Annotated in this window: 10 protein-coding genes, 1 rRNA gene and 1 riboswitch; all 11 genes read left to right on the top strand. The window is 57.2% G+C overall.

Annotated features, from left to right (window positions below; all coding sequences use genetic code 11):
• The first annotated feature begins 10 nt into the window (after positions 1 to 10).
• Positions 11 to 1930: an NADH-quinone oxidoreductase subunit L gene (nuoL, locus tag BUA65_RS14740; protein WP_072870816.1), complete on the top strand. Its 1920-nt coding sequence runs from the start codon at positions 11 to 13 to the stop codon at positions 1928 to 1930.
• The gene (locus BUA65_RS14745) at positions 1931 to 3448 is read left to right on the top strand and encodes a complex I subunit 4 family protein (protein ID WP_072870817.1); all 1518 of its coding nucleotides are present in this window, start codon (positions 1931 to 1933) and stop codon (positions 3446 to 3448) included.
• The gene (locus BUA65_RS14750) at positions 3449 to 4873 is read left to right on the top strand and encodes an NADH-quinone oxidoreductase subunit N (RefSeq protein ID WP_072870819.1); all 1425 of its coding nucleotides are present in this window, start codon (positions 3449 to 3451) and stop codon (positions 4871 to 4873) included.
• Positions 4874 to 5080: 207 nt separating this feature from the next.
• Positions 5081 to 5518 (top strand): C-GCAxxG-C-C family (seleno)protein, encoded by a 438-nt coding sequence (locus BUA65_RS14755; RefSeq protein WP_072870821.1) that lies wholly within the window; start codon positions 5081 to 5083, stop codon positions 5516 to 5518.
• A gap of 24 nt (positions 5519 to 5542) precedes the next feature.
• Positions 5543 to 5905: a YraN family protein gene (locus BUA65_RS14760; RefSeq protein ID WP_072870823.1), complete on the top strand. Its 363-nt coding sequence runs from the start codon at positions 5543 to 5545 to the stop codon at positions 5903 to 5905.
• Positions 5906 to 6074: 169 nt separating this feature from the next.
• A riboswitch (glycine riboswitch) is annotated at positions 6075 to 6181 on the top strand.
• A gap of 79 nt (positions 6182 to 6260) precedes the next feature.
• Positions 6261 to 7361: a glycine cleavage system aminomethyltransferase GcvT gene (gene gcvT, locus BUA65_RS14765; protein WP_072870824.1), complete on the top strand. Its 1101-nt coding sequence runs from the start codon at positions 6261 to 6263 to the stop codon at positions 7359 to 7361.
• A gap of 71 nt (positions 7362 to 7432) precedes the next feature.
• On the top strand, positions 7433 to 7813 hold the full coding sequence (gcvH, locus tag BUA65_RS14770; RefSeq protein WP_072870826.1) for a glycine cleavage system protein GcvH: 381 nt from the start codon (positions 7433 to 7435) through the stop codon (positions 7811 to 7813).
• A gap of 7 nt (positions 7814 to 7820) precedes the next feature.
• Positions 7821 to 9164 carry an aminomethyl-transferring glycine dehydrogenase subunit GcvPA gene (gene gcvPA, locus BUA65_RS14775; RefSeq protein WP_072870828.1) on the top strand — a complete coding sequence of 448 codons (1344 nt, stop codon included), beginning with the start codon at positions 7821 to 7823 and terminating at the stop codon, positions 9162 to 9164.
• Positions 9161 to 10618, top strand: a complete 1458-nt coding sequence (gene gcvPB / locus BUA65_RS14780; RefSeq protein WP_072870830.1) for an aminomethyl-transferring glycine dehydrogenase subunit GcvPB — start codon at positions 9161 to 9163, stop codon at positions 10616 to 10618. The genes gcvPA and gcvPB overlap by 4 nt, the downstream gene beginning before the upstream one ends.
• A gap of 334 nt (positions 10619 to 10952) precedes the next feature.
• Positions 10953 to 11831: a lipoate--protein ligase family protein gene (locus BUA65_RS14785; protein WP_242656349.1), complete on the top strand. Its 879-nt coding sequence runs from the start codon at positions 10953 to 10955 to the stop codon at positions 11829 to 11831.
• Between the two features lie 272 nt (positions 11832 to 12103).
• Positions 12104 to 12249, top strand: a 16S ribosomal RNA gene (locus BUA65_RS18640); the annotation flags it as partial.

Genomic DNA, 12249 nt, shown 5'->3' on the forward strand with positions numbered 1-12249 from the left:
GTTCAACGAGATGGTTGAATTTGCGATGCACCACGCCTGGCTGGTGCCCCTGCTGCCTGCTCTGGCCTTTTTAGCCATCGTCTTTTTCACCAGGCCCTGGCCCATGCTCAGCGCCCTGGTGGCCGTGGCCGGAATAGTGGGTTCCTTTATCGTTTCGGCCCTGGCGGCATACGGCGTGTTTACCAATCCGGCATTTAAGGAAGAGCCCCTGGTTTACGCCGTGCGGTGGTTTTCCATGCCTGGCCTGCAGATAGACGTAGGGGTGCAACTGGATCCCGTATCGGCCATGATGATTTTCATGGTCTCCATGGTGGCGTCCCTGATCTTTATCTACGCCATCGGTTACATGAAAGGTGATCCCGGGTTTTCGGTGTTCTTCTCCTATGTTTCCCTGTTTGCTGCCTCCATGCTCCTGCTGGCTATTTCCAGCAACCTGCTGGAAATGTTTGTGGCGTGGGAGCTGGTCGGTCTCTGTTCCTACCTGTTGATTGGCTTTTACAGCCACAAGATTTCCGCTCGGGAGGCGGCCAAGAAGGCCTTCATTACCTGCCGTATTGCCGACTTCGGTTTGTTGCTCGGGCTTTTGTCGCTGCAAATCGTTTTTGGCACTTTGAACCTGGTGGAACTTTCGGAAAAAATCGCCCACTTTGAGCAGTATACCACTCTCGCTGTGTTGAGCCTCATTGCCGTGCTGGTGTTTATCGGGCCCATCGGTAAGTCGGGCCAGTTTCCCCTGCACGTGTGGTTGCCGGATGCCATGGAAGGCCCCACCCCGGTCAGCGCCCTCATCCACGCCGCTACCATGGTGGTGGCCGGTGTCTACCTGGTGGCCCGGACCATGTTCCTCTTCCATGAAGTGCCCAACGCCATGGAACTGGTGGCCATCACCGGTGGTTTTACAGCCCTGTTTGCCGCCACCATTGCCGTCACCCAGCGGGAAATCAAGCGCATTCTGGCTTACTCCACGGTGAGCCAGATTGGTTATATGATGCTGGCCCTGGGGGTAGGCAGCATGACGGCCAGTCTGTTCCACATGTGGACCCACGCCTTCTTTAAAGCCCTCATGTTCCTGGGCGCCGGCAGCGTGCTGCATGCCCTGCACCACAAGGCAGATGTGTGGGAGATGGGCGGCCTGATCAAGAAAATGCCCATTACCGGCTGGACTTTTGTCATTGGTGGCCTGGCCATAGCCGGTATTCCCCCCTTTGCCGGGTTCTGGAGCAAGGACGAAATCCTGGCCATGACCCTGGAGAGCGGACATTATGTCCTCTTTGTCATGGCTGCCTTTACCGCTTTCCTGACCGCCTTTTACATGTGGCGTCTGATTTTCCTGACCTTCTTCGGCGACGAGAATCCGGAGAACCATCCCCACGAGTCTCCTGCTGTGATGACCCTGCCTTTGATCGGCTTGGCCATTTTATCTACCGTTGGCGGCCTGGTGGGGACTCCCTGGGCGCCCTACTGGAGCGAGTGGATCTTCTTTGGACACCCGCACCACGGCGAGCCCAACTACTGGGTCATGATTGGCTCCATCGTGCTGGCCGCGGCCGGTATTTACCTGGCCTACCAGCTCTACTGTGTGGATAAGGCCAGGGCAAAGGTAAAAGCGCTGGCCGAACGTTACAACCACATCTATACCATCCTGTACAACAAGTACTATATTGATGAAATCTACCTCTGGTTCAACCACACCATCATTGACGGTGCGGCCAAACTGTTCTACCTGTTCGATATCTACGTGGTGGACGGCGTTATCGTCAACGGCCTGGGCGCACTGACCTGCCTGTTTGGCGAAGGCCTGCGGGTTAGCAACACCGGCCGGCTCCAGAACTACGCACTGGTGTTTTTCCTGGGTGTGCTGGCCGTGGTCGTTCTCCTGGCCTTTACCGGTCCTTCGGCTGCCAGCCTGATTGTGGGGGGTGTGAAGTAAATGGAAGGCTTCCCCGTTTTACTAACCATCCTGCTTGCTCCCGTGGTGGCAGCGGTGATCATGGCTTTTATTCCCCGGGAGGAGCACATGCTCATCAAGTGTATCGCGGCCACGGGAACCTTCATTTCCATGGCCCTGTCCCTGTACGTGTACTTTGCCTACGACCAATCCCTGGGCGGCCTGCAGTTTGTGCAGCAGGTGCCCTGGATTAAGGATCTGGGCGTCACTTTCTTCCTGGGCGTGGACGGTATCAGCCTGCCCATGCTGTTGCTGACCAACCTGATTGGTTTTTCGGCGGTTTTTGCCTCCTGGAATGTCAATCACCGTCCGCGGGACTTCTTCATCCTGCTGTGCCTCTTGATCACCGGTGTGATGGGTACCTTTGTGGCCCAGGACCTGTTCATCTTCCTGCTCTTCTACGAAGTGGTGGTCATTCCCATCTACATCCTGGTGATCATCTGGGGTAGCACCAAGCGGGTAACCAAGGAATACGCCGGTATGAAGTTGACCATCTACCTTTTGATTGGTTCAGCCTTCCTGCTGGTAGGCGTGATCGCCCTGTTTATGAAGACTGTAGCCGTTACCGGCGCACCCGACATGAGCTTCACGGGCCTGGCCCAGGCCGCCCAGGGTTTGAGCGATTTCGACCAGAAATGGCTCTTTGCCCTGATGCTTTTTGGCTTTGGTTCGCTGCTCTCCATGTGGCCCTTCCACTCCTGGTCGCCCGACGGTTACGCCGGCGCTCCCACGGCGGTGAGTATGATTCACGCCGGGGTGCTGAAAAAGATCGGGGGTTACGGTTTAATCCGGATCGCCCTTTATGTTCTGCCGGTGGGCGCTAAATTCTGGGCACCGGTGATTGCCGTGCTGGGTGTATGTGGCGTGGCCTATGCGGCTATGGCGGCCCTGGCCCAGAAAGACCTCAAGTATATCGTCGGTTACTCCAGCGTGAGCCACATGGGTTACGTGCTCCTGGCCGTGGCTTCCCTGAACGTCATTGGCTTAAACGGCGCCGTGGCCAACATGTTTGCCCACGGCATCATGGCGGCACTGTTCTTCTCCACCATCGGTTTCATTTACGAAAAAACCCATACCCGCTGGATTCCCGATCTGGGCGGTCTGGCCAGGCAGACGCCCCGCCTGGCCGTGGCCTTCATGCTGGCGGCCATGGCTTCCCTGGGTCTGCCCGGCCTGGTGAGCTTTATACCCGAGTTTACCATCTTTGTGGCCTCCTTTAAGGTTTACGGTGGCCTGGCCGTGGTGGCCATTGCCGGGATTATCATCACCGCCCTTTATGCCTTGCGGGCCGGTGCCAACACCCTTTTTGGGCCGCCCCGTCCTGAGTATGACTCTTTGAAGGACATCCGGGGTCCCGAGCTGGTACCCCTCGCTGTACTGGGTACCGTTCTGGTGGTGGGCGGTCTGCTCCCCTTCCTGCTCTTCGATATGGTCAATAGCGGCATCGTGCCCCTGATGGCCGAGATCAGCGGTGCGCTTCAGTTAGGGGGGAGTTTCTAGATGAATGTGGATCTCTCGTTGTTGGCGCCTGAGATTGCCATGGCCATCCTGGGTCTTGGTGTACTGGTCCTGGGATTAATCGTTCCCAAAGGCTCCCGTCACGGCCTGGGCTGGGTTACGGCCCTGGGACTGCTGGGAGTGCTGGGGTTGACCATCGCCGGGTGGAACAATCAGGGTTCCCTTTATGAAGGCATCTTTATCGTGGACCGGTATGCCATCTTCTTCAAGGTAACCTTCCTCACGGCGGCCTTTCTGGTAACCCTGGGCTGTATGCGTTACGTTGACGAGATGGGCGATCAAAGCGAGTATTACAGCATGATGCTGTTTGCCACCCTGGGGATGATGGTGCTGGCCTCGGCCGGAGACTTCATGACCCTTTACCTGGGGCTGGAGCTCATGACCATTGCCTTTGTCGTGCTGGTGTGCTTCCGCCGTACCGAAACCAGGTCGGTGGAGGCCGGAATTAAATACATCCTCCTGGCGGGGATGTCCTCGGCGGTACTGCTGTACGGTCTGAGCCTGGTTTACGGTGTAACCGGCTCGGTGGCCATCTCCGAAGTGGGCCGGGCGGTAACCACAGAGCCCGTGCCCGCCCTGATCCTGGGCGTGGCCATGCTGGTGGCGGGCCTGGGCTTCAAGATTTCCGCCGTGCCGTTCCATATGTGGACGCCGGACGTGTACGAGGGGGCGCCGACACCGGTGACTTCCTTCCTGGCCGTGGGTTCCAAGGCGGCCTCCTTTGCCATCCTGTTGCGGGTGTTTGTCGCGGCCTTACCGGGGCTCTGGGCCCACTGGACCATGCTGGTGGCCATTCTTTCCGCCGTCACCATCATTGTGGGCAACCTGGTGGCCATTCCCCAGACCAACATCAAGCGCCTGCTGGCCTACTCCAGCATCGCCCAGGCAGGCTACATCCTGGTTGGTCTGGTTACCGCCAGTGAAGCCGGGATTAAGGGCGTAATGTTCTACGCATTTCTGTATGTCTTTGCCACCATCGGTGCCTTTACCGTAGCCGCCTATTTCTACAATGTGACCGGCAGTGACGAAATCAAGGATTATGCGGGCTTGAGCCAGCGCTCCCCCTTGATGGCTGCGGTAATGGTCATCTCCATGCTTTCCATGGCCGGCATTCCGCCCCTGGCGGGCTTTGTGGGCAAATTCTATCTCTTCAAGACCATTGTGGACAATTACCTGTGGCTGGCCTTCATCGGCCTGATCATGAGTATGGTCTCGGTCTACTACTACCTGCGGGTGGCCCTGGTCATGTACCGGGACGAACCGGTTGATCATACGCCCATATCTTTAAGCGGCCCGGTGGCCCTGACCCTGATCATCACCATGGTGGCCACCCTGGTGCTGGGCATTTATCCCGGACCGCTGTCGGAAGTGGTCAACACGGCGGCTCATTCCTTCTTCCTCCCTTAGGAATAGACCGCAGGTACACAACAAACCGGAAGCGGGGTTTCAACGCCCCGCTTTCTTACCGTCCCTGCAGGGCATGGAATCGGGCACCGGCCACGGCCCGGATTATGTTCTGAAAGAAAGCTTCAATTTAACCAGCTTTTAAAGGAATAAGAAAATGTTTGGCGAAATAAACCAACAATGTGATTAACCAGAACGGAGTGGTGGAAAATGGCTGAGGATCTGGCCCTGGAAGCAAGGAACAGGGCGGGGAACTACTTCCGCGAGGGCTATAACTGTGCCGAATCTATTTTTTTGACTTTCCGGGAACTGGTAGTCCCGGAGGTGGAACGGGATCTCGTCCGTTTGGCCACCGGTTTTGGGGGCGGGTTGGGACACGCGGGGTGCCTCTGCGGGGCACTGACCGCTTCCACCATGGTTCTTGGCCTGCTTTGCGGGCGTACCGATCACCGGCAGGATCGCCACCGGGCCTACGGGCTGGCCAGGGACTTCCACGACCGCTTTGAGGAAAAGTTCGGGGCAACCTGTTGCCGGGCCTTGAACCCCCATCCATTTGATACACCGGAACACCTGCGCCAATGCCTGAAGATAACCGGAAACACGGCCAGGCTGCTCATGGAATACCTGCAGGAAAAAAATTTAATTTAGTGCCGGCTTAAAGGGGGGAGGCCGGTGACCCTGCAAAGAAAAAACCAGGGGCGTAAGGGGGAAGAAGAGGCGGTCCGCTACCTGGCCGGGCAGGGCTACCGCCTGGTGAAGCGTAATTTTCGCTGCCCCCATGGGGAAGTGGACATCATCGCCCTGGACGGCCTTACGCTGGTCTTTGTGGAGGTGCGCAGCAAGGCAACGGACAATTTCGGCCTGCCCCAGGAAAGCGTGGGCCGGGAAAAACAGGCCAGAGTGCGCCGGGTGGCCCGCTACTACCTGGCGGCTAGCGGGGGACACCGGGGGCCGGTGCGTTTCGATGTCCTGGCCATTAAATACGGGCGTAACGGCCGGGTGGAATTCCTGGAACACATAAAAAACGCTTTTTGATTGAAAACTGTTGCGGTTAAAAATCTTTTGCCGCCCGGGAGGAAATTCAAATTGCGTGTAGAAACAAAACTGCAAAATACAAGTAGCATTTGCGCAAAAATTAATAACCGGATGATGGCTGCTTGAAGGGCGATTAACCTTTTTTAATCCTTCGCCCGGTAAAGCAGCAGGACGGACCTCTGGAGAGATTCCTTCCCCTCAGGAAGGAACACCGACGGGGCAAGTTTCCCGTAAGCGGGAAATGAAACTCTCAGGTTCCAGGACAGAGGAGATGGTTGTGACCTATCTCCCCTGTCCTTGTTTTTTTGGGGGAGTTGGCCATACTAATGTCAGGTTGGGTTAGGAGGTACCTGCCATGGAAAATTTACAAAAGACCCCCCTGTATAACAAGCACATTGAGAACGGGGGCAAGATGGTTAATTTTGGTGGCTGGGCACTGCCGGTTCAATACAGCAGCATCATTGAGGAGCACCAGGCCGTACGGGAAAGAGCCGGCCTCTTTGACGTTTCCCATATGGGGGAAATCCGGCTCAGCGGTCCCGGTGCCCTGGCCCTGGTGCAAAAGGCCGTTACAAACGATGTTTCCAGGCTTTCCCCATTCCAGGCCCTCTACACTCCCGTGTGCCTTCCCCGGGGAGGCGTAGTAGACGATATCCTGGTGTACCGCCTGGGACCGGAAGAGTTTTTGCTGGTGGTCAACGCCGCGACCAAGGATAAGGACTACGCCTGGTTTGGTCAACTGGCCGTTGAATTTTCCGGGGTATCCGTTGAAGATATCTCCAGCCAGACGGCCCAGCTCGCCCTACAGGGCCCCCGGGCGGCGCAAATTTTAGCCAGGTTGACTTCCGCCGACCTAACCTCCCTACGGTATTACTGGGTCAGCCCCGATGTGGAGGTGGGCGGCGTAAAATGCATGATCTCCCGTACCGGTTATACGGGCGAGGATGGTTTTGAACTCTATTGTCCGGCGGAGGAAGCGTCCCGGTTGTGGGATGAAATAATGTCCGCCGGAGAAAGGGAGGGTTTGTTACCTTGCGGGCTGGGCGCCCGGGACACCCTGCGCTTTGAAGCGGCCATGCCTTTATACGGCCATGAGCTAAGTGAAAATATCACTCCCCTGGAGGCCGGTCTGGAGCGTTTTGTCAGCTGGGAAAAGGATTACTTTATCGGAAAGGAGGCGCTTCTACGGCAAAAGAAGGAGGGAGTCAAGCGCCGCCTGGTGGGTTTTGAAATGGTAGACCGGGGCATACCCCGTCAGGGGTATGCCATCGCCCGGGACGGACAGGTTATTGGCGAAATAACTTCCGGCACTCAAAGTCCCACCCTGGGTAAAGCTCTGGGGATGGGGTACGTGCCGGTGGAGTATGCGGCCATAAATACGCAACTGGAGGTGATCATCCGGGGCCGGAGTAGCCGGGCAAAAGTGGTACCAACACCTTTTTACCGGCGAAAGTAGTCAGACAAAAAGTTAAGGTACGTCAACACAAACCTAAATTACTTTTAAATCAATCTAAGGGGGTTTTGCTCATGTATCCTGTCGACCTCAAATATTCCAAAGATCACGAATGGATCCGCGTGGAGGGGAACCGTGGAACCGTCGGCATTACCTTTTATGCCCAGGAGTCCCTGGGGGATGTGGTCTACGTAGACCTACCCCAGGTTGGGGATGAAGTGGCTGCCGGGGAGTCCTTCGGTACGGTGGAGTCGGTGAAATCGGTTTCCGACCTCTATGCTCCGGTAAGCGGTAAAGTGGTGGAAGTCAATCAGGAAGTCATTGATCACCCCGATTTGATCAACAAGGACCCCTATGGCGATGGCTGGTTGATCGTGGTTGAAATGTCCGACCCTGGGGAGCTGGACGACCTGATGGACTCCAAAGCCTATGAGGAAATGGTGAAAGAGAGTTGATCTACAAATGAGATACATCCCGAATACACCTGCCGAACGGCAAAAAATGCTGGCGGATATCGGGGTTGGTTCGGTGGAAGAGCTCTTTGCCGATATACCGGAACAGGTACGTTTAAAAAGGGAACTGGACCTGCCCGAAGCCCTTTCCGAGCCCGAGCTCGTTCGTCACATGGAAAACCTGGCCGGGAAAAACGGGGATACGGGCCGCTATACCTGTTTTTTGGGCGGAGGTTACTACGACCATTATATACCCGCAGTGGTCCCCGCCCTGCTGGCCCGTTCCGAGTTTTACACCGCTTACACCCCCTACCAGGCCGAGATCAGCCAGGGCACCCTGGCCGCCATTTACGAGTTTCAGACCATGATCTGTGAACTAACTGGCATGGATGTAGCCAATGCTTCCATGTATGACGGGGCCACCGCGCTGGCCGAGGCGGCGGCGGTGGCGACGGGGGTAACCGGCCGGCGCCGGGTTGTAGTGGCCCGGACGGTGCACCCGGAATACCGGCAGGTTTTAAACACCTACCTGGAGCCCCGGGGCGTGGAGCTGGTGAAGTTGCCTTTTGCAGATGGAATAACCGTAACAGATAACCTGGACCGGTATATAGACCGGCAGACGGCGGCGGTATTGGTGCAGCAACCCAACTTCTTTGGCTGCCTGGAAGATGTCCATTCCCTGGAGCAGGCCGCACGCGGGGCGGGGGCCCTGTTTATTGTCAGCGCCGATCCCATATCCCTGGGCCTGCTTAAACCACCCGGGGAATATGGAGCCGACATAGTGGTGGGCGAGGGGCAATCCCTGGGCCTGCCCCTGAGTTTTGGCGGTCCCGGTTTTGGTTACTTTGCCGCCCGGGAAAAATTCCTGCGCCGCATCCCCGGCCGGATGGTGGGGGCCACCACCGATGTCCACGGTCGCAGGGGATTTGTGCTGACCCTGCAGGCCCGGGAGCAGCATATTCGCCGGGAAAAGGCTACTTCCAACATTTGTTCCAACCAGGCTCTCTGTGCTCTGGCGGCTACCATCTACCTGTCGGCCATGGGGCCGGCGGGCTTGCGCCAGGTGGCCGGGCTTTGTGCCCAAAAGGCTGCCTACGCCAAAAAACGCCTGGCCGGTGTGAAGGGTATAACGGTAGCCTTTACTGCCCCTTCCTTTAAGGAATTCGTGCTTAAAAGTGAGTATCCCGTAACCAGGGTTCAGGAAGTGCTGTTGCGACGCGGGCTGGTGGCCGGTCCGGATCTTGGACGCTTTTACCCGGAACTCTCCAACCACCTGCTGGTGGCCGTTACCGAAAAACGCACTAAGGAAGAAATTGACCGGCTGGCGGAAGCTCTGGAGGAGGTGGCAGGATGATCAAAAGCCCGTGGAATGAAAAGCTCATCTTTGAACTGGGCGCTCCCGGCCGGCAGGCCTTTTCCCTGCCCGCAAGCGATGTGCCGGAAATGAATCTGGATTGGCCCGAAAATATGTGCCGGGAAAAGCCCCCCGGCCTGCCGGAAGTGAGCGAGCCGGAACTGGTACGGCACTTCACCGCCCTTTCCCGCTTAAACCACGGGGTGGACACCGATTTTTACCCCCTGGGGTCCTGCACCATGAAGTACAACCCCAAGGTGGATGAGGCGCTGGCTAGCCTTCCCGGCTTTGCCGGCATCCATCCCTACCTGCCGGAAGAACTGGCCCAGGGTGCCTTGCAGTTAGTGTATGAGATGGAATCTTATCTGGCAGAAATAGGGGGCATGGATCGGGTGACCATGCAGCCCGCAGCGGGTGCCCATGGGGAGCTGACGGGTATCTTGTTGATCCGGGCTTACCACCGCCAGCAGGGGGAGAACCGCACCAAGATTCTTGTTCCAGACTCGGCCCACGGCACCAACCCGGCCACGGCGGCCATGGCCGGTTACCAGGTGGTCAGCGTGCCTTCGGATCGCCGGGGCGGGGTGGATGTGGCGGCCCTGGAAAAACTCCTGGATGACCAGGTAGCCGGGCTCATGCTTACCAATCCCAACACCCTGGGCCTGTTTGACGAGAACATTCATATTATTGCCGATCTGGTCCACCAGGCCGGCGGACTTTTGTACTACGACGGGGCCAACGCCAACGCCATTCTCGGATACAGCCGTCCCGGAGACATGGGCTTTGATGTGGTGCACTTCAACCTGCATAAAACCTTTGCCACGCCCCACGGCGGCGGCGGTCCCGGGTCCGGGCCGGTGGGAGTGAAAAAGGAACTGGTTCCTTTCCTGCCCGTACCCCTTGTGGACTACGACGGAAAGCGTTATTATTTTAACTACGACCTGCCCCGTTCCATTGGCAGGATGCGCTCTTTTTACGGCAATTTCGGCGTGGTGGTCAAGGCTTACGCCTACATTCGTTCCATGGGGCCCGATGGCTTGAAGCAGGTAAGCCGGGATGCGGTGCTTAATGCCAACTATCTCATGGCCCACTTGAAAAAGTATTTCTACCTGCCTTACGACCGCCTTTGCAAGCACGAATTTGTCCTTTCGGGCAAGTGGCAAAAGGAGCGTTATGGCGTCAAGACCCTGGATATGGCCAAGCGTCTTTTAGACCACGGGTTTCACCCGCCCACCATTTACTTCCCCTTGATCGTGGAGGAAGCAATGATGATCGAGCCCACGGAAACGGAAAGCAAGGAAACCCTGGACCGTTTCATTGCCTCCATGGTCGAGATTGCCCGGGAGGTGGAGGAGGATCCCGAAAAGGTAAAGGGCGCCCCCTACACCACCTACCTGGGGCGGCTGGACGAAGCCACCGCCGCTCGCAAGCCCGACCTGCGCTGGCGCGCGTAAGAGGCCCGGGCGGGTAAATATTTAGTAAACTTGGTTGGATGCGGGGCTGTCCTCGCTCACTCCGGTGCTTCGCGTAAGATGCGCACCGCGGCTCGCTTCGGGCCGCCCAGCACTCACTGAAAAAGCCATACGGGGAAAAACATGCAGCTCACTATCTTTCGTAGCAGGCTTAGAAAGAGCACCACTGCCAGTGAGTGCTGGGTTTACCGGGTGCTGTTATCGGCGCTTCGCAAGTCGTTCGCTTCGGACAGCACCGCATCCTTGTTATAACGGTTTTCTGAATATTTACGGGCGTTTTTCCAGCCCGGGCTGCCAGAAAAAGGAGTGAATAGATTTGTCTTGCAGGGAAATAAAAGCTGCTGCGGTTGCGTGGCCCCGTCAGTGGCGCCTGCTGGAGACGGGGGCGGCCGACGGAGCCACCAATATGGCCATAGATGAAGCCATTTTAATTCATCACAGCCGGGGTGAGGTGCCGCCTACCTTGCGCTTTTACCGGTGGGACCCTCCCACCCTGTCCCTGGGGTACTTCCAAAACGCCGACCGGGAAGTAGACCGGGAAGCTTGCCGGCGCATGGGCATTGGCCTGGTACGCCGCCCCACCGGCGGCCGGGCCGTTCTCCACGACCGGGAAGTAACCTATAGCGTCACCATTTCCCAGAAATTCCTGCCCGGCAGTGTGCTGGAGACGTACCGCCTGTTGAGCCAGGGCCTGGTGGCCGGGTTGCGGCTGCTGGAGGTAGAGGTGGACCTGTTTTATCCTGATAAAACGCAGCGAGAATTGAGGTCAAAACAATCGGCTGCCTGTTTCGACACCCCCTCAGGATATGAAGTGGCGGTAGCGGGCAAGAAACTGGTGGGGAGCGCCCAGGTCCGGCAGCGGGGCACCATTCTCCAGCACGGTTCCATACTGCTCAGTGTAGATGAAGAGATACTTTTTGCCATCCTGGCCTTTCCCTCGGAAGCGGTACGCCAGCGGGTGAAGGCGGCTTTTGGGGCGAAGGCCACTGCACTGGACCGGGTACTGCCCCAGCCACCTGGCTACGACCAGGTTTGCCGTGCCGTGGCCCGGGGATTTGCGGCGGCCCTGGGCATCGATCTAATTCCGTCCGAACTGACCGCAGGTGAGCGCCTCACGGCCCGAAAACTGGCGCTCGAGAAATATAGTTACTTGAACTGGCACGAACAAGGTAGATTAGAGGTCATATCCCCATAAATTACCCGTTGATCTTCCGGTGCAAGTGCATTATTATATATATCTGCCGGCGGTAATTAAGCAAACAAAAAATGGTGCTTGACAAAGCCGGCGGAAAAGTGATAAAATCAAGCTTGCGCGTTGAGCGCGGGTAGTGGTCCTTGAAAACTAAACAGGGAGGAAGAAGGCAAGCGGGGGGGCTGTTGGAAGCGCCATAAAGAGGTGCGGAAGCGGCCTGGACCTCGTCGGAAGGCGAGCAGTAATTCCGAAAGAGCATGGACGGACTTGAAGATTTAATGGAGAGTTTGATCCTGGCTCAGGACGAACGCTGGCGGCGTGCCTAACACATGCAAGTCGAGCGATTGAGAGGTGAGAGGTGAGAGGTTAGAAGTGAGATTAAGAAGGCTTTGGCAAAGCCAAAGCCAACAATAAATCTCAC

This window comes from Desulfofundulus thermosubterraneus DSM 16057 (assembly GCF_900142025.1).
GTDB classification, from domain to species: domain Bacteria; phylum Bacillota; class Desulfotomaculia; order Desulfotomaculales; family Desulfovirgulaceae; genus Desulfofundulus; species Desulfofundulus thermosubterraneus.

Coding starts and splice junctions, on each gene's coding strand:
- BUA65_RS14755 (WP_072870821.1), top strand. CDS start 5,081: ATGGCTGAGGATCTGGCCCTGGAAGCAAGGAACAGGGCGGGGAACTAC.
- gcvH (WP_072870826.1), top strand. CDS start 7,433: ATGTATCCTGTCGACCTCAAATATTCCAAAGATCACGAATGGATCCGC.
- gcvT (WP_072870824.1), top strand. CDS start 6,261: ATGGAAAATTTACAAAAGACCCCCCTGTATAACAAGCACATTGAGAAC.
- gcvPA (WP_072870828.1), top strand. CDS start 7,821: ATGAGATACATCCCGAATACACCTGCCGAACGGCAAAAAATGCTGGCG.
- BUA65_RS14750 (WP_072870819.1), top strand. CDS start 3,449: ATGAATGTGGATCTCTCGTTGTTGGCGCCTGAGATTGCCATGGCCATC.
- gcvPB (WP_072870830.1), top strand. CDS start 9,161: ATGATCAAAAGCCCGTGGAATGAAAAGCTCATCTTTGAACTGGGCGCT.
- BUA65_RS14745 (WP_072870817.1), top strand. CDS start 1,931: ATGGAAGGCTTCCCCGTTTTACTAACCATCCTGCTTGCTCCCGTGGTG.
- nuoL (WP_072870816.1), top strand. CDS start 11: ATGGTTGAATTTGCGATGCACCACGCCTGGCTGGTGCCCCTGCTGCCT.